The 16,925-nt window shown below is 68.4% G+C and carries 18 protein-coding genes; 4 read left to right on the top strand and 14 right to left on the bottom strand.

Annotation, left to right across the window (positions count from 1 at the left end; all coding sequences use genetic code 11):
• Nucleotides 1-88: 88 nt before the first annotated feature.
• From atpC to ACYQ7X_RS14505, 6 genes are all read right to left on the bottom strand, one after another.
• Entirely contained in the window at nucleotides 89-505 is a 417-nt protein-coding gene (gene atpC / locus ACYQ7X_RS14530; RefSeq protein WP_459697773.1) for an ATP synthase F1 subunit epsilon, read from the bottom strand.
• Nucleotides 506-508: 3 nt separating this feature from the next.
• Entirely contained in the window at nucleotides 509-1,930 is a 1,422-nt protein-coding gene (gene atpD, locus ACYQ7X_RS14525) for a F0F1 ATP synthase subunit beta (protein WP_459697772.1), read from the bottom strand.
• A 25-nt stretch (nucleotides 1,931-1,955) separates the two neighbouring features.
• Nucleotides 1,956-2,849 carry a F0F1 ATP synthase subunit gamma gene (locus tag ACYQ7X_RS14520; RefSeq protein ID WP_459697771.1) on the bottom strand — a complete coding sequence of 298 codons (894 nt, stop codon included), beginning with the start codon at nucleotides 2,847-2,849 and terminating at the stop codon, nucleotides 1,956-1,958.
• A 21-nt stretch (nucleotides 2,850-2,870) separates the two neighbouring features.
• Nucleotides 2,871-4,406 carry a F0F1 ATP synthase subunit alpha gene (gene atpA, locus ACYQ7X_RS14515; protein WP_459697770.1) on the bottom strand — a complete coding sequence of 512 codons (1,536 nt, stop codon included), beginning with the start codon at nucleotides 4,404-4,406 and terminating at the stop codon, nucleotides 2,871-2,873.
• Between the two features lies 1 nt (nucleotide 4,407).
• On the bottom strand, nucleotides 4,408-4,977 hold the full coding sequence (locus ACYQ7X_RS14510; protein WP_459697769.1) for a F0F1 ATP synthase subunit delta: 570 nt from the start codon (nucleotides 4,975-4,977) through the stop codon (nucleotides 4,408-4,410).
• 208 nt (nucleotides 4,978-5,185) lie between these two features.
• Nucleotides 5,186-7,405 (bottom strand): primosomal protein N', encoded by a 2,220-nt coding sequence (locus ACYQ7X_RS14505; RefSeq protein WP_459697768.1) that lies wholly within the window; start codon nucleotides 7,403-7,405, stop codon nucleotides 5,186-5,188.
• A 102-nt stretch (nucleotides 7,406-7,507) separates the two neighbouring features.
• Here ACYQ7X_RS14505 and ACYQ7X_RS14500 point away from each other — a divergent pair, with 102 nt between their 5' ends.
• The 3 genes from ACYQ7X_RS14500 to ACYQ7X_RS14490 all read left to right on the top strand — a co-directional run bounded on the left by ACYQ7X_RS14500 (nucleotide 7,508) and on the right by ACYQ7X_RS14490 (nucleotide 9,672).
• Complete coding sequence (locus tag ACYQ7X_RS14500; protein ID WP_459697767.1) at nucleotides 7,508-8,419, top strand: tyrosine recombinase XerC; 912 nt, start codon at nucleotides 7,508-7,510, stop codon at nucleotides 8,417-8,419.
• 73 nt (nucleotides 8,420-8,492) lie between these two features.
• The gene (locus ACYQ7X_RS14495; RefSeq protein WP_459697766.1) at nucleotides 8,493-9,431 is read left to right on the top strand and encodes a bifunctional riboflavin kinase/FAD synthetase; all 939 of its coding nucleotides are present in this window, start codon (nucleotides 8,493-8,495) and stop codon (nucleotides 9,429-9,431) included.
• Nucleotides 9,432-9,516: 85 nt separating this feature from the next.
• Nucleotides 9,517-9,672, top strand: a complete 156-nt coding sequence (locus ACYQ7X_RS14490) for a hypothetical protein (RefSeq protein ID WP_459697765.1) — start codon at nucleotides 9,517-9,519, stop codon at nucleotides 9,670-9,672.
• 143 nt (nucleotides 9,673-9,815) lie between these two features.
• Here the strand turns inward: ACYQ7X_RS14490 and ACYQ7X_RS14485 are convergent, their stop codons facing one another.
• The 7 genes from ACYQ7X_RS14485 to ACYQ7X_RS14455 all read right to left on the bottom strand — a co-directional run bounded on the left by ACYQ7X_RS14485 (nucleotide 9,816) and on the right by ACYQ7X_RS14455 (nucleotide 14,783).
• The gene (locus ACYQ7X_RS14485) at nucleotides 9,816-10,340 is read right to left on the bottom strand and encodes a F0F1 ATP synthase subunit B family protein (RefSeq protein ID WP_459697764.1); all 525 of its coding nucleotides are present in this window, start codon (nucleotides 10,338-10,340) and stop codon (nucleotides 9,816-9,818) included.
• A gap of 15 nt (nucleotides 10,341-10,355) precedes the next feature.
• Nucleotides 10,356-10,940, bottom strand: a complete 585-nt coding sequence (locus tag ACYQ7X_RS14480) for a F0F1 ATP synthase subunit B family protein (protein WP_459697763.1) — start codon at nucleotides 10,938-10,940, stop codon at nucleotides 10,356-10,358.
• 25 nt (nucleotides 10,941-10,965) lie between these two features.
• The gene (locus ACYQ7X_RS14475) at nucleotides 10,966-11,199 is read right to left on the bottom strand and encodes an ATP synthase subunit C family protein (protein ID WP_227307008.1); all 234 of its coding nucleotides are present in this window, start codon (nucleotides 11,197-11,199) and stop codon (nucleotides 10,966-10,968) included.
• Nucleotides 11,200-11,227: 28 nt separating this feature from the next.
• Nucleotides 11,228-11,980, bottom strand: a complete 753-nt coding sequence (locus tag ACYQ7X_RS14470) for a F0F1 ATP synthase subunit A (RefSeq protein ID WP_459697762.1) — start codon at nucleotides 11,978-11,980, stop codon at nucleotides 11,228-11,230.
• Between the two features lie 23 nt (nucleotides 11,981-12,003).
• Entirely contained in the window at nucleotides 12,004-12,309 is a 306-nt protein-coding gene (locus ACYQ7X_RS14465) for an AtpZ/AtpI family protein (RefSeq protein ID WP_459697761.1), read from the bottom strand.
• A 171-nt stretch (nucleotides 12,310-12,480) separates the two neighbouring features.
• The gene (locus ACYQ7X_RS14460; RefSeq protein ID WP_459697760.1) at nucleotides 12,481-13,914 is read right to left on the bottom strand and encodes a phospholipase D-like domain-containing protein; all 1,434 of its coding nucleotides are present in this window, start codon (nucleotides 13,912-13,914) and stop codon (nucleotides 12,481-12,483) included.
• A 65-nt stretch (nucleotides 13,915-13,979) separates the two neighbouring features.
• A complete protein-coding gene (locus tag ACYQ7X_RS14455; protein ID WP_459697759.1) occupies nucleotides 13,980-14,783 on the bottom strand; it encodes a DUF4410 domain-containing protein in 804 nt (267 codons plus the stop codon).
• Between the two features lie 145 nt (nucleotides 14,784-14,928).
• Here ACYQ7X_RS14455 and ACYQ7X_RS14450 point away from each other — a divergent pair, with 145 nt between their 5' ends.
• Nucleotides 14,929-16,401 (top strand): AMP nucleosidase, encoded by a 1,473-nt coding sequence (locus tag ACYQ7X_RS14450; protein WP_459697758.1) that lies wholly within the window; start codon nucleotides 14,929-14,931, stop codon nucleotides 16,399-16,401.
• A gap of 18 nt (nucleotides 16,402-16,419) precedes the next feature.
• On the opposite strand, the gene uraH is transcribed toward ACYQ7X_RS14450, so the two are convergent.
• Nucleotides 16,420-16,925: hydroxyisourate hydrolase (uraH, locus tag ACYQ7X_RS14445; protein ID WP_459697757.1), on the bottom strand; the 506-nt coding region annotated here is incomplete at its 5' end.

Below are 16,925 nucleotides of genomic sequence, written 5' to 3'. Positions count from 1 at the left end.
CAAGAAAAACCGCGCCGGAGCGGGGGCTCCGGCGCGGTTTCAATCGTCTGACGGGGGTCATGCTGCGCCACACCATGGCGCGGCAGGATCAGTGCTGTTCGGCGCTGCTCACATCCACTACGGCCTGGGCGACCTGCACCTTCTCCATCAGCGGCACGAGGCGATCGAGCTGGCCGGCCTTCTCGGCCTCGCCCAGTTCGCGCATCGCTTCCGCCAATTGCCGCTCGCCCATCGCGCGGTCGAGCGTGTTCGAAAGCTCGGCCGTATCGGCTAGCACCGTCACCCGCTCCTCGGTGATCTCGGCGAAGCCGCCGGTCACGAAATACCGCGCGGTAACGCGGTCGCCATCATAGAGCAGCACCTCGCCGCCGCGCAGCAGCGTAATCATCGGGCTATGCTCCGGCAGCACACCGATATCGCCTTCCGAACCGGGGATCACCACCATGTCCACCGATTGGGAGACGAGCAGCTGCGCCGGGCTGACGATCTCGAGGGAGACGGGCACTGCTCAGGCCTTCTCGCGCATCGACTCGGCCTTCTTCACGGCCTCCTCGATGGTGCCGACCATATAGAAGGCGCCTTCCGGCAGATGGTCATACTTGCCGGCGACGATATCCTTGAAGCCCTTGATGGTGTCCGCCACCTGGACGAAGACGCCCGGGGAGCCCGTGAAGACCTCGGCGACGTGGAAGGGCTGGCTGAGGAAGCGCTGGATCTTGCGGGCGCGGGCGACAACGAGCTTGTCGTCTTCCGAAAGCTCGTCCATGCCGAGAATGGCGATGATGTCCTGCAAGGACTTGTAGGTCTGCAGGATCTTCTGCACGTCGCGCGCCACCTGGTAATGCTCGTCGCCGACGATCCGCGGATCGAGCGAGCGGGAGGTCGAATCGAGCGGATCGACCGCCGGATAGATGCCCTGCTCGGCGATCGAGCGGGAGAGCACGGTGGTCGCGTCCAGATGGGCGAAGGAGGTGGCGGGCGCCGGATCGGTCAAGTCGTCCGCCGGCACGTAGATCGCCTGCACCGAGGTGATCGAGCCCTTCTTGGTGGAGGTGATGCGTTCCTGCAGCGCGCCCATATCGGTCGCGAGCGTCGGCTGATAGCCGACCGCCGAGGGGATGCGGCCGAGAAGCGCGGAAACCTCCGCACCCGCCTGGGTGAAGCGGAAGATGTTATCGACGAAGAAGAGCACATCCTGCCCTTCCTCATCGCGGAAGTATTCGGCGATGGTGAGGCCCGAAAGGGCGACGCGCATGCGCGCACCCGGCGGCTCATTCATCTGGCCATAGACCAGCGCCACCTTGGAGCCCTCGCCCTCGGTCTTGATGACCCCGGCATCGATCATCTCGTGATAGAGATCGTTGCCTTCGCGCGTCCGCTCGCCGACACCGGCGAACACCGAGACGCCGCCGTGCTCCTTGGCGATATTGTTGATCAGCTCCTGGATGAGCACGGTTTTGCCGACGCCCGCGCCGCCGAAGAGGCCGATCTTGCCGCCCTTGAGGTAGGGCGCCAGGAGATCGACCACCTTGATGCCGGTGACAAGGATTTCGGCATTGGCCGCCTGCTCCTCGAAATCGGGCGCCTGGCGGTGGATCGGCATGGTGCGCACGGCCTGCACCTCGCCCCGCTCGTCGATCGGCTCACCGATGACGTTGAGGATGCGGCCGAGCGTGCCGGGGCCGACCGGCATGGCGATCGCGGTTCCCGTATCGCTCACTTCCTGGCCGCGGACGAGGCCATCCGTCGTATCCATGGCGATGGTGCGAACGGTATGCTCGCCGAGTTCCTGAGCCACTTCCAGCACCAGGGTACGCTCGCCGATCTTGGTGGTGAGCGCGTTATAGATAAACGGCAGCTCGCCCTCGAACTGCACATCGACGACAGCGCCCAGAACCTGCGTGACGCGACCGACAGAATTGTTTGCCATTTTCGTATCCTGCTCTGTGCGCTGCTTAAACGGCTTCCGCGCCGGAGATGATTTCGACCAGCTCAGACGTGATGTTCGCCTGGCGGGCGCGGTTGTAGTTCAAGGTCAGGCGTTTGATCATATCGCCGGCGTTGCGCGTCGCGCCATCCATCGCGGTCATCTGGGCCGCGTAGAAGCCGGCCTCGTTATCGAGCATGGCGCGGAAGATCTGCACGCTGAGCGCGCGCGGCAGCAGGCGCTCGAGAATCTCGTCCTCTTCCGGCTCGAATTCGTAGGAGGCGCGCTCGGCCCCATCCTTGGGCTCACCCCCCGGCGCCTCTGCGGCCATCGGCACCAGCCGCAGTTCGGTCGGCACCTGGGCCATCACGCCGCGGAAATGGTTATAGACGAGCGTCACCGCATCCGCCTCGCCATTCGCCACCATCTTCTGGATCAGCGCCGAGATGGCTTCGGCATCGGCGAAATCCGGCTTCTTGCGGCCGCCCGGCATGGGATTTTCCACCATCCGGTCGGCGAATTCGCGGCGCAGGAAATCCCGCCCCTTGCGGCCGATGGCGAGCACGCGGACATCCTTGCCCTCGGCCACAAGCCGGCGGACGAGGTTGCGCGCGGTCCGCGCGGCATTGACGTTGAAACCGCCGGCGAGGCCGCGATCGGCGGTGACGGAGACCACAAGGTGCTTCTGGTCCCTGCCCGTCCCGGCGAGCAGCGCAGGCGCGCTGCCGGCGGGCCGATCGTTCATGGCATTGCCCAGCGCGCGCAGCATCCGCGCCATCCGGTCGGCATAGGGCTGCGCCGCCTCCGCCTGCGCCTGGGCGCGGCGGAGCTTGGACGCCGCGACCATCTTCATGGCGCTGGTGATCTTCTGCGTCGATTTGACGCTGTTGATCCGGTTCCGAAGTGGCTTCAGGCTCGGCATGATCGCTGTCTTCCGCCCGCCTTAGGCCACGAATTCGTCAACGAGCTTCTTGATGAAGGCCGTCAGCTGCTCCTCGACATCCTTCTTGATCTCGCGATTGGTGCGGATCGATTCCAGGATGCCGGGCTCGCGGCTCTTCAGGTCGTTCACGAAGCGCCGCTCGAAATCGACGATCCGGTTGACCGGCACGCGATCCAGCAAGCCGCGCACGCCGCCGAAGATGACGACCGCCTGCTCTTCCACCGCGAGGGGATGGAATTGCGGCTGCTTGAGCAGTTCGGTCAGCCGCGCGCCGCGGGCCAGCAACTGCTGGGTGGAGGCATCGAGATCGGAGGCGAACTGGCTGAAGGCCTGCATCTCGCGATACTGCGCAAGGTCCAGCTTGATCTTGCCGGCCACCTGCTTCATCGCCTTGATCTGCGCGGCGGAACCGACGCGCGAGACGCTGATGCCGACATTCACCGCCGGCCGGATGCCTTTGAAGAAAAGCTCGGTCTCCAGGAAGATCTGGCCATCGGTGATCGAGATCACGTTCGTCGGGATATAGGCCGAGACGTCGCCCGCCTGGGTTTCGATCACCGGCAGCGCGGTGAGGCTGCCGGCGCCCATCGCGTCCGACATCTTCGCCGCACGTTCGAGCAGGCGGGAATGCAGGTAGAAGACGTCGCCCGGGAAGGCCTCGCGGCCCGGCGGGCGGCGCAGCAGCAGGGACATCTGGCGATAGGCAACCGCCTGCTTCGAAAGATCGTCGTAGGCGATCAGCGCATGCATGCCGTTGTCGCGGAAATACTCGCCCATGGCGCAAGCCGTATAGGGGGCGAGGAACTGCATCGGCGCCGGATCGGAAGCGGTGGCCGCGACCACGATCGAATATTCCATCGCGCCATATTCTTCGAGCGTGCGCACGAGCTGGGCAACGGTGGAGCGCTTCTGGCCAATCGCGACGTAGATGCAGTAGAGCTTACGGCTCTCGTCATCGCCGGCGTTGATGGCCTTCTGGTTGATGAAGGTGTCGATGATCACCGCGGTCTTGCCCGTCTGGCGATCGCCGATGATCAGCTCGCGCTGGCCACGGCCGATCGGGATCAGGGCGTCGATCGCCTTGATGCCGGTCTGCATCGGCTCATGCACGGATTTGCGCGGAATGATGCCGGGCGCCTTGACCTCGGCCAGCCGCCGCTCGGTCGTCGCGATCGGGCCCTTGCCGTCGATCGGATTGCCGAGACCATCGACGACGCGGCCGAGCAGTTCCTTGCCCACCGGCACGTTCACGATATCGCCGGTGCGGACGACGGTATCGCCCTCGCGGATCGCGCTATCGTCGCCGAAAATCACGATGCCGACGCTGTCGGCCGCGAGATTGAGCGCCATGCCCTTGAGGCCGGCGCCGGGGAATTCGACGAGTTCGCCAGCCATGACGTTCTGCAGCCCGAAAACCTGGGCAATGCCGTCACCGACGCTCAACACCTGACCGGTCTCGGTCACATTGGCGTCGGAGTCGAAGCTGGCGATCTGCTTCTTCAGGATCTCCGAGATCTCTGCCGGGCGGATCTCCATGTCAGGCTGCTCCCTTCATCGCGTATTGCAGTCGCTGGAGGCGCGACTTGAGGCTGGTATCGTAGAGGCGGGCACCGAGCTTGACGACGAGGCCGCCAAGGAGGCTCGGGTCCACCGATTGATGGATCTGCACGCGGCCATAGCCGAGTTCGGTGAGGCGCGCCCGCAGCTGGGTGGACTGCACCTCCGTCAGCGGATGCGCGGAGACGACCTCCGCCCGGACGACGCCGCGCTTCTTGTCCACCAGATCGGCGAAACCCTGCACGATCGAGCGGAGGAAGAACAGCCGGCGGTTCTGGGCGATGACGCCCACGAAATTCTGCACGATCGAGCCGAAGCCCTGCTCGGCCAGCACCGCGCGCACGGCTTTCGTGCTCTCCTGAATGTCGATCAGCGGATTGGCGAGAAAGGCCCGGAACTCGGCACTTTCGTCGATCAGGCGGCCGAGCGCGTCCATCTCCTCGATGACGCGATCGAGCCAGCCCATTTCCTCGGCATGATCGAAAAGCGCGGTCGCATAGCGCCCGGCCAGGATTTGGTTCGAAGAGTGATTACCGGCGCCCGCGGCCACGTGTCCTACCCGCCATCAGTTGTCGAGACGTTCCTGAGACGTTGTCCGAGAAACGGCTCCCGAGACGCCCACGCTCTCTATCGTCGATGGCGCGGAACTATCATAGGGGGTCCGGCGAAGCAACGGAGCTTAACGCGCTTTCATCTCCGGAAATCGCACTGGACGGGGGAAATCACCCGGGGCTGGGTTTTCCCCGCGGCCCGAGCGATCAGAGGAAGCTCACCGGATCGACATCGACATCGACCCGCACGCCCCGCGGCACGGCAACCGCGCCGAGCCAGCCGCGCAGGATCGGCTGCACCGCGATATCCCGCCGGGTGCGCAACAAGAGGCGGCGGCGGTGGCGGCGGCGCAGCATGGCGAGCGGCGCCGGGGCGGGGCCGAGAACCTCCACCCCCTCGCCCGCCGGCGCGGCGCGGCCGAGGGCGGCGGCGATACGGTCAGTCTCGGCCATGTCCTCGCCATGCACGATGAGGGCGGCGAGGCGCCCGAAGGGCGGCCAGTGGCCGGGGCGGCGAGCTTCGGCCTCGGCCGCCATGAAGGCCGCGCTATCGCCCGCGACGAGCGCCTGGATGACCGCGTGTTCGGGCGCGAAGCTTTGCAGCAGCACCTCGCCCGGCGCCTCCGCCCGCCCTGCCCGGCCCGCCACCTGATGCAGCAGCTGCAAGGTGCGCTCGCCCGCGCGCAGATCACCCCCGGCGAGGCCGAGATCGGCATCGATCACGCCGACCAGGGTCAGGTGCGGGAAATGCCAGCCCTTGGCGACGATCTGGGTGCCGATGATCAGATCGATCTCCCGCTCTACGATGGCGCGCGCCGCCGCGGCCGCACCTTCGGCGCCGCCGATCGTATCACTCGCCATCACCAGCCGCCGCGCCTCGGGGAACAGTGCCGCCGCCTCTTCGGTGATCCGCTCCACCCCCGGGCCGACGGCGGCGAGGCTATCCTCCGCCTCGCAGGCCGGGCAGGCCTCCGGCACCGGCAGGGTATGGCCGCAATGGTGGCATTGCAGCAGGCGTCGCGCGCGATGCTCGACGAGCCAAGCGGTGCAGTGCGGGCAGGCGAAGCGATGGCCGCAATGGCGGCAGAGGGTGAGCGGGGCATAGCCGCGGCGGTTAAGAAAGAGCATCGCCTGCTCCCCGCGGGCGAGCGTGGCCTCGATCGCCGCGACCAGCGGCGGGGCGATGAAGCGCCCGCGCTCCGGCGGATGCTGGCGGAGATCGATCGCCGTGACGTGCGGCAGCGCCGCGCCGCCATGGCGGGCCGCGAGGGTGAGGTGCCGGTAGCGCCCGCTTTCGGCATTGATCAGCGTTTCGAGGCTCGGCGTCGCCGAGACCAGCGCCACCGGGATCGCCTCGATCCGCGCGCGCACCACCGCCATGTCCCGCGCATGGTAGATCACCCCCTCTTCCTGCTTGAAGGCGCCCTCATGCTCTTCATCGACGATGATGAGGCCGAGAGCGGCGAAGGGCAGGAAGAGCGCCGAGCGCGCGCCGACGACGACGGCAGCCGAGCCATCGGCGACCGCGCGCCAGGTGCGGCGCCGCAGAGCCGGGGAGAGTTCGGAATGCCAGACCGCCGGGGGCACGCCGAAGCGGCGCTGGAAGCGTTCGAGAAACTGGCTCGACAGCGCGATCTCGGGCAGCAGGATGAGGCTCTGCCGGCCGAGGCGGATGGCTTGCGCCACCGCTTCGAGATAGGTCTCGGTCTTGCCCGAACCCGTCACCCCTTCGAGCAGGATGGGGCAGAACGAGGCCTGGCGGACGGCGGCGCCTAGCGCCTCCGCCACCGCCGCCTGGCCAGGCGAAAGCTGCGGCGCACCGGCATGGGCGGGGTCCGGTAGGGCCGCGGCCCGATCGGCGCCGAGGCTGACCGGGCGGAGCCAGCCGCGCTCCGCCATGGCGTGCAGCGTCCCCGGGCTGACGCCCGCTGCCGCCGTGAGCGCCGCCTGGGTGAGCGCCCCGCCTTCGCCGAAGGCTGCCAGAACGCGCGCGCGGGCCGGCGTCAGGGCGCGGCCCTCCGGCCGCTGCTCGCCGAGCGCGAAGCCCGGCCGCTCCTCCCGCGCCAGGGGGGCGAGCAGCGGCGCGCGGATCGCCATGGCCAGCACCTCGCCGGGTGCGGTGAGGGTGTAGCGGGCGACCCAATCGATGAAGCGGCGGAGCGCGGGGGCGAGCGGCGGCAGACCCGGCACCGGCAGCGCTGTCTTGAGCCGGTGCGCGGCGAGGCCCGAAGCCGCCGCGCCATCCCAGACGACACCATGCAGCTGCCGGCCGTGCAGCGGCGCCTGCACGATCGTCCCCGGCGGCGCCTCCCGCCCCGGCGGCAGACGGTAATCGAGCGGGCCCGCGAGCGGCACCGGCAGCAGGACGGGCACGACCTCCCCGCTTTCCGCCCGCGCGCCCAGAAGATCCTGCTCAGCCCCGCTCATCGCGCCTCGTCTCGCGCGCTGCCCGTCAGCGCCTTGCCTCGCATAGCGCGGGGATAGGCGATAAAGAAAGCAGGCGGGCATCGAAGGGGAGAGCGCATCGCGATGATGGCGGAAGCGCTACGGCAGGCGTGGCTGGGCTGGCTCGGCGGCGAGCGGCGGGCGGCCGCCCTCACCCTCGAAACCTATGGGCGTGACGTGGCCGGCTTCCTCGGCTTCCTCACCCGCCATCTCGGCGGGGAGCCGGCGGCGCAGACGCTCGCCGAACTGCGGACCACGGATTTCCGCGCCTGGCTGGCCGAGGAGGCAGCCCAGGGCGCGGGCAACGCCACGCGCGCCAAGAAATTCGCCGCTCTCCGCTCCTTCCTCCGCTATGCCGAACGCGAACATGGCATCGCCAATGCGGCGGTCGCGCTGGTGGCGACGCCGCGCGCCAGGAAGCCCCTGCCCCGGGCACTCGCGGTCGAAGCCGCCCGCGCTGTCGCGACCGATATCGGCGAGATCGCCGGGGAGGCGGCCTTGCAGGCGCGCGATACCGCGCTCTTTACGCTGCTCTATGGCTGTGGCCTGCGCATCTCGGAAGCCTTGGGGCTGAACCGGCGGGATGCCCCCTTGCCCGGCAGCGACACGCCGCTCCGCCTGCGCGGCAAGGGCGGCAAGACCCGCATCGTGCCGGTGCTGCCCATCGCACGCGCGATGATGGCGCGCTGGCTCGCCTTCCACTGGCAGGATGAGCCGGAGGCGCCGCTCTTCCTCGGCGCCCGCGGCCGCCGGCTCGACCCCGCGATCGCCCAGAAGACGCTGCGGGAGTTTCGCCGGCTGAACGGCTTGCCCGAACACGCGACCCCGCATGCGCTGCGCCATTCCTTCGCGACCCACCTGCTGGCGCAAGGGGCCGATCTGCGCGCCATCCAGGAACTGCTCGGCCATGCCAGCCTCTCCACCACCCAGCGCTACACGGCGGTCGATAGCGCGCAGCTGATGGCGACATGGCGCCGCGCCCATCCCCGCGCCTGAGGGGGGACAGGCTGCACGCGCCCGGCACCGCCGCCGGCTTGAAAACCGCCGCCCGCTCCGGCATGTGCGGCCGATGAGCATCGAGATCTTGGATGGCGCAGGGCCGATCCCCCCAGCCGCGCGGGGCGCGACCATCGCGCTGGGCAATTTCGACGGCGTGCATCTCGGCCATGCCGCGGTGGTGCGCACCGCCCATGCGGCGCGGCCGGGGGCGCCGCTCGCGGTGCTGACCTTCGAGCCGCATCCGCGCGAATATTTCCGCCCCGGTGACCCGCCCTTCCGCCTCACCCTGCTGGCGGAGAAGGCCGCGGCACTTGCCGCGCTGCAGGTCGATCTGCTCTTCGTGCTGCGCTTCGACCATGCCTTCAGCCTGCAGCCGGCCGAGCATTTCGTGGCGGAGATCCTGCACGCGCAGCTGGGCGCCAGCCATCTGGTCTGCGGCGCCGATTTCGCCTTCGGCCACCGCCGGGGGGGCGATGCGGCTTTCCTCGCGGCACGGGCGGAAAGCCTCGGCATCGGCCTCTCCGTCACCCCGGCGCTGACGGATGCCGCGGGCCCGGTTTCCTCCACCCGCATCCGGCGGCTCTTGCAGGATGGCTACCCCGAACGCGCCAATGCGCTGCTCGGCCGCGCCTGGGCAATCCGCGGCGTGGTGGCGCAGGGCGACCAGCGCGGCCGGACGATCGGCTTCCCGACCGCCAATGTGCCGCTCGGCCGCCATCTGGAACCGGCGCGCGGGGTTTATGCGACCCGCGTGCGCCTCGCCGATGGACGGAGCTTCGGCGGGGTCGCCAATATCGGCCTGCGCCCGACCGTCGGCGAGGGGCTGGCAAGCCGGCTCGAAGTACATCTCTTTGATTTCGCGGAGGATCTGTACGGCCAGGAGATCACCGTCTCCCTGCTCAGCTTCCTGCGCGAGGAGCAGAAGTTTCCGAATTTCGCCGCGCTCCGCGCCCAGATCATGCAGGACGCGGCAGAGGCGCGCCGCACGCTCGCGGGTTTCGCTTCGTAACACCCTTCCACGCTTCGGCCATCTTTCGCCCATAGCGGGCCGCAGGCGGCTGCCCATATGGCATTGCAGAAGGAGGGCCCCGTCGATGAGCAAGGCATGGCTTGTCAGGCTGGGCGCCGGCGCTCTGATCGCGCTGTCGCTCGGCGGCTGTTATTACCCCTATGGCTGGTACGGGCATCCGCATTACTGGCATGGTGGTCCGCCGCCCCCGCCACCGCCACCGCGCTACTACTGGCATTGATGCCTGTCCGCTGAGGGCGCGCGCCTAGACCTGAGGCGGGGGTGCGGGCGGCTCCCGTTCCCGGCCCACCGCCAGCCCACCAAAAAAAGAAGCCCGCGAGGCCGTGTGCCCGCGGGCTTCTTTCCGATAGGAAGTCGGATGTCTCAGGCGGCAGCGCGACGCGTGAAGGCCGCCGGCACCTCGGCGATCGCACGGTCGATCAGCCCGGCATCGGATTCAGCGGAGAAGCCTTGCGCCAAAGCCTCCGTCGCCGCGGCGATCGCGACATCGACGGCGGTTTCCCGCACTTCGGCGATCGCGGAAGCGCGGGCGGCGTCGATCCGCTCCTGCACCATCCGCTCCCGCGCCGTGGCACGCAGCTCGGCCTCGGCGGTGAGTTCGGCGGCGGTGCGGACCGCTTCTTCGCGCGCACGGTCCAGAATATCCTTGGCTTCGGCCAGAGCGTCCGCGCGGCGCTTCTTCGCGTCCCGCAGCATCGCCTCGGCCTCCGCCTTCAGACGCGCCGCCTCGTCCAGCGCCTCACGCACGCCATCCGCCCGCCGATCGAGCGCGGCGAGGATCGGGCCGACGATCTTACGGCCGAAGAGGGCGAGGAAGATGATGAGCGCGACGAAAACCCAGAAGGCCCCGTGCGCCCAGGGCGCCATCATCAGAGATTCGTATTGCATCCTGCGATCTCCGGTTCAGGCCAGGCCGCGAGCGGAGAGGGCATTCTCGACCCCGCGCGACAGCGCGGCGTCGTTCGCCGCAGCCCCGGTGAGGCGGGCCATGAGAACGCCGGCCGTCTCGGCCGCGATCGGGCGGATCGCCGCCATCGCCTGCGCGCGGGCCGCCGCGATCTCCGCCTCGGCTTCGGCAAGCCGCGTCTCGAGCTTGGCCGCGAGTTCGGCCGCCTGGGCCGCCGCCTGGGCCTTGGCAGCCTCCGTCGCCTGGGCGACGGCGGCATTCGCCTCATCCCGCGCCGAGCGGATGGCGGCCTGCAATTCGGCTACCGCCGCATCGGCCTCCACCTTCGCCGCATGCGCCGCATCGAGATCCACCTGAATCCGCTGCGCCCGATCGGCGAGGATACTGCCGACGCCCGGCAGCGCCCAGCGCGACAGGATGAGGTAAAGCACGACGAGAAGGATGACGAGCCACACCACCTGGCTGCCATTCAGCGGATTGCTGAAATCCATCTGCGGCATGTTGGAACCGGCATAGGCGGCACCCGGCAAGCCGAGCAGACCTCCGCCGATCAGCGAGGATGGGGTGAATAGGCGGCGCATGGCGTGGTTCGGCGTCCGTCTCTGATCAGGTGAAGAGAATGACGAGGGCGATGACGAGGGCGTAGAGCGCCACCGCTTCCGTCAGCGCGAAGCCGAGCAGAACGTCGCGGAACATGCGGTCACGCGCGGCCGGGTTGCGGCCGACGGCGGAGACGAAGCTGCCGAAGAGATTGCCGATACCAACGCCGGCGCCCGCCACGCCGATGGTGGCGAGACCCGCGCCGATATCCTTGGCGAGCAGCGGAGCAGAAATATCCATAATCCGTTTGTCCTTTCAGGAGTCCAGGTCAGTGCATATGCACGGCGTCGTGCAGATACAGACAAGTGAGGATGGCGAACACATAGGCCTGCAGGCAGGCCACCAGAAGCTCAAGACCAAAGAGCGCGATATTGAGCCCGAGAGGGATGATGGAGGCGACGACGCCGAAAACGCCGAGGCTCGCGGTGAGCAGGATCATGAAGCCGGCGAAAACCTCGAGCATCACGTGGCCGGCCGTCATATTGGCGAAAAGTCGAACCGAGAGCGAAACGGGGCGCGAAAGATAGGAAATGATCTCGATCGGCACCAGCATCGGCAGCATCCAGCCCGGCACGCCGGCAGGCACGAAGAACCTGAAAAAGCCGAAGCCATGGATGTAGAAGCCGACGGCGGTCGAAAAGATGAAGACGAACAGCGCCATGGTGAGGGTCACCACGATGCCGCTGGTATAGGCGAAGAAATAGGGGAAAAGGCCGAGCAGGTTGCCCAGCAGGATGAAGACGAAAAGCGTGAAGACCAGCGGGAAGAAGCGCCGCCCCTCTTCGCCGATCGTATCCAGGCACATGTTGTGGACGAATTCGTAGAAGGTTTCGACGAGAGACTGGATGCGGCCCGGCACCAGCGCCCGCCGGCGCAGCGCGAGCGAGAAGACGACCGCGACGATGACGACCGCGACCAGCATCATCTCGTTGGAATTGGTGAAATTGACGGCGGCGCCGATGGGGCCGAGCCCCGTCGTCAGCCGGAATTGGCCTAGCGCGTCAATCGAAGGACCAGCCATGAACGTTTCCCGAGCCCCAAGCCTTAAGCCTTGCCCCCCGGGCCCATTGCCCGGAAGACATTACGCAAACCCGCCGCCGCGCCGAGGGGCACGAAGGCGATCATGAACAACGGCCGCGTGTGCAAAAGCCGGTCCAGCCCCCAGCCGATCACCACCGCGATCACCAGCGCCGCGACCATCTCCACACCGAGCCGGAGCGCGAGCCGCAAGGCATTGCCATCCAGGCTCGCGGCCTCCCCCATCTTCCTGGGCTGCCGGCCGAGCTTGGCGCTTCCTTGCGCCTTCGCCAAGCGTTCCTCGAAAGATTTCTCTTTCTGGTCCTCGCTCATCCGCTGCCCCCAACTACCGTTCAGGCCCGTGCGAAACTCACCCGGCCCGGGGCACCCGTCTGCTACCGACCCCCCCCCTTGGTGTCAAGAAAGCAACATGCGCTTCATGCGGCTTTCCGCGCATTGGGCCCTGCCCGAAGCCCATAGCGGAACGTCCGGGGGAGGCGTCGGTCACAGATAGGGGAGCAGCAGGCGGGCCGCGGCATCGCGCAGCATGATGAGATAGGGGCGTTCGCGCAACGTCTCGAGCGTGATCGGCACGCCGCGGCACCGCTCGATGAGCGCCGAGAGGCTCTCCGCCAGCGGCTCGTCATAAACTTCCACGCAAAGCTCGAAATTGAGACGGAAACTCCGCATATCCCAGTTGCTGCTGCCGATGAGGGACCATCCGCCCTCGATCACCATGATCTTGGAATGGCGGAAGGGCGGCGGGCAGAGCCAGAGCCGCACGCCGCGCCGCAGCAGAAAGTCGATATTGGCGCGCACCGCCCAATCCAAGATCCGATGATCGCCGGTTTGCGGGATGACGATATCGACCGCGACCCCCCGCATCGCCGCGAGGCCAAGGGCGGTGATGACGCGTTGATCCGGCAGGAAATAGGGGGTCATGACCTCGATGCGGCGCCGCGCGCAGGCAATCGCCTGCAGCACGGCATATTCGATCTTCTCGAGATCCTCGTCCGGCCCGGCGGTGATGACACGGCCGAGGCTTTCCCCCCGCGGCTCCAGCGGCGGATACCAGGCCGCGCCGTCCAACTCCTCGCCCGAGACGAAATCCCAATCCCGGGCGAAGGCCTGAACGAGCTGGGCGACCACCGGCCCCTCGATGCGGAAATGGGTATCCTCGACCGGATCGGCCGGATCTAGCGCGATGCGGTTCTGATCGGCGATGTTGACGCCGCCGGTAAAGCCGATCCGCCCATCCACCACCAGAATCTTCTTATGGCTGCGAAGATTGAGGAAGGGCATGCGCCAGGGCATGAGCGAATGCATGAAGCGGCCGGCCGGAACCCCCGCCGCCCGCAACCGGCTATAGGCGGGGGAGCGCAGCCAGCCGCCACCGATGCCATCCACGATGACCCGCACGGCGATCCCCCGCACTTGAGCGGCGCTCAGGGCTTCGATGAAGCGCGTGCCGATCTCGTCGGCATGGAAAATATAGCTGGAGAGGCCGATGCTGTGCTGCGCCGCTTCGATCGCCGCCAGCATGGCGGGATAGGCTTCATCGCCGCTATGCAGCGTCTCGATCCGGTTGCCGCCTTCCAGCCGCCGGCCGGTGATGCGCCCGATCCCGTGCTGGAGCGGGCCGAGCCCGTGCTCCAACCGCTCCGCCCGGGCTTGATCGCCGCGCGTGCGGGGATGGCGCACGCCTGAGGAGGCGCGCAGCTTCACCGCCCGGCGGCTGACGCGGTTGATGCCGAGCATGAAATAGGCGATGCCGCCGAAAAAGGGCGCGAACCAGGAGAGGCCGATCCAGGCGGCGGCCGAGGAGACATCCCGCTTGGTGCGAAGCACATGCAGCGTGACGGCAAGTGCGATCAGCAGCCCGAGCGAAAGCTCGGCCCGCGGTCCGAGGCGCGTCAGATACTCAAACCATTCGACCATGCCCGCCCTTCCTCATATCAAAGGCGCCCGGCCGCCGGCGGCGGCGGCACGGGCCGCGCCCGCTCTCAGCGCGGCGGAATCCAGCCCTCGGCGGCGAAGAACTGGGCGAAATTGGCAGCGACATGCTCAGCCAGCACTTCGCCATCCTTGGCGAGACCGGTGCGACCCCGCTTCACGGTGCCGGCGGCAGCTCCCGCCGCGGCGAGAGCCACATGCCCCGCGGCAAGCCCCGCAGCCCCAACCGCGAGGCCCGGGGTGCGGCCGGAATTGGCCTCCGCATCATAGCTTTGCAGCGGCTGGAGGCGATGATTGGGGCGCACCTGCAACAGCGCGCTCGTCGCATAGACGGTGCTTTTGCCGGCGCCGAAGCCAATAACCGCGCGGCGGGCGGCATTGCCGGCATCGACGCCGGTAATCTGCCCCTGCACCACCACATCGCCGGGGCGCAAGCGCGCGCGGCTGCGCGCATCGGCGGCAACCGCCGGCAGGCCAAGCGCATTGATCCGGGCGATCAGGGTCTCGCTGATCGCCTCCTGCACCTCTTGCGCGATCTGTCGGCGGGCGGCGGCGGGATCGGCCGTTTGCGACAGCGCTTCGAGCCGCGCGCGCATGCCCTTATCGAGCTGGATGGTCTTCGGGTCGATCGTGAAGGGATAGACATAGACGAGGCCGGGCCGGGGCAGTTGGGCGCCGCCTGCCGCAGGTGGGGCGACATACTGCGCCGCGTGCCCGCTGGCCCCACCCGCGCAGCCGGCGAGCGGCGCAAGGCCGAGGAGCAGCAGAAGGCCGAGGCCCCGCCGCCGGGAGGGCAGGATGTCGTCGGCAGCCGCCGCGGGGGGGATGGACGAGGCAGACAGGTCGTTGGGCATAGGGGGGGCTCCGGATGATCGGGCCGCACCAGACCACGCCGCCGCGCTGCGCTGCAAGCGGGCCCCGGGTTTGGCCGCCGGGCTGGTGCGCGGGCGGGGAAAGAGCTAACCCCTGCCGGCAAACCGGACCGAGGTGGCAATGCCGATGGATGATGGGACCGTGATCCACAACCTCAACCCCGAGCAGGCCGTGGCACGGCTGGAATTCGCCTATGACCGCGCCTGCGGCGCGCTCCGCGCGGCCCTTGCCCGCTACGCGCGGGAGGGCATCCCGCCGAGCGCCGAGGAGCGGCGGCAGTTCCGCTATCCGCGGCTGGACGTGGAATGGCGCCCCGGCGGCCGCGCCCCCTTCACCACCCGCGCCTGGGCCAAGCTGCAGAAGCCCGGGCTCTATACGACGACGGTGACCCAGCCGGCGCATTTCCGCTCCTACCTGCTGGAACAGTTGCAGCCGCTCGTCTCCGAATACGGGGTGCGGCTCTCCATCGGCGTGAGCGACCTCGAAATCCCCTACCCCTATGTGACCGAGGGGGGCGACGAATTCGCCCATGGCACCGTCGAGGTCGCGGATCTCGCGCGCTATTTCCCGACCCCGCGCCTCGCGACCGTGGGCGACGAGGTGGCCGACGGCATCTGGCTGCACGAGCCGGGCGGGGCCCGGCCGCTGGCGCTGTTCGATGCGGTGCGCACGGATTTCTCGCTCAAGCGGCTCGCCCATTACACCGGAACCGATTGGCGGACGATCCAGCCCTGGATCCTGCTTACCAATTACCAGCGCTATGTCGATGGCTTCGTCCGCTATGCCCTGGCCGAGCTGCAGCGGCCGGACAGTGCCTATACCGCGCTCCACCTTCCCGGCGGCGGCCAGGTGCTGCGCGAGACCCCGCCCGAGGAGGCCGCGGCGCTCGTCGCCCGCGCGCCATGGCAGAGCTTCCAGATGGCGGCCTACAACCTTGCCCGCGGCGACGGCCAGGGCGGCATCACCATCGTCAATATCGGCGTCGGGCCTTCCAACGCCAAGAACATCACCGACCATCTGGCGGTGCTACGCCCGAATTGCTGGCTGATGATCGGCCATTGCGGCGGGCTACGGCAGAGCCAGGTGATTGGCGATTACGTGCTCGCCCACGGCTATCTGCGGCGGGATCGCATCCTGGACGAGATCCTGCCACCGGAAGTGCCGGTCCCGGCGCTGGCCGAGGTGCAGCTCGCGCTTCAGGAGGCGGCGGCACGGGTGACGGGCGAACGCGGCGAGGCGCTGAAGCGCCGGCTGCGCACCGGTACGGTGGTGACCTATGACGACCGGAACTGGGAACTCCGCTGGGCGCATGAGCGGCGGCGGATCAATCTCAGCCGGGCGATCGCGGTTGATATGGAAAGCGGCACCCTGGCGGCCCAAGGCTACCGGCTGCGGGTGCCCTATGGCACGCTCCTCTGCGTCTCGGACAAGCCGCTGCACGGCGAGATCAAGCTGCCCGGCGCCGCGACCTCCTTCTATCAGCGCGCGGTGGGCGAACATCTGGCGATCGGGCTCGAAACGATCAACGTGCTGCGGGGCGAGTTGCACACGCTGCATTCGCGCAAGCTGCGCGCCTTCGACGAGCCGGCCTTCCGCTGAAACGCCCCCTCCCGGCGCCTATCCGCCGCGATAGGTGCTGTAGCCGAAGGGCGAGAGGATCAGCGGCAGGTGGTAATGGCCACCGCCGGCGGCGAGCCGGAAGCGGATCGGGATAAGGTCGTAGAAGCTCTCGGCGCCGCAGCGCGCCTGATAGGCCCCTGCCTCGAACACGATCTGGTAGATGCCGGGCAGCAGCGGTACCGCGCGATCGAGCGCCCAGCGCCCGGCGCCATCGCTCACCCCGGCAGCGAGTGCCACCGGGCTCTCCGCCTCGATCCGGCTGAGGCTGAAGGCGAGCCCGGCGCCGGGGCCGCCACGCGCGGTATCGAGGATATGCAGGCTGAGCGAGAGCTCCCCCGCGGCCGCGGCGCCGGCCGGCGGGCCTTCCTCGACAAGCGCTTCCAGCCGGAAGCCGGCGATCTTTAGAACTTCGGCGAGCGCGGCTTCGAACTCCGCCGCCGGCGGCGCGGCGAGACGCTCTTCGAGCGCGCGGAGGATCGCCGCGCGATCCTTCTGCCCGCCCA

The sequence above is a fragment of the Acidisoma sp. C75 genome, assembly GCF_054665095.1.
The sequence above is the reverse complement of the archived record's forward strand: the minus strand, read 5'-3'. Positions and strand labels throughout refer to the sequence as shown.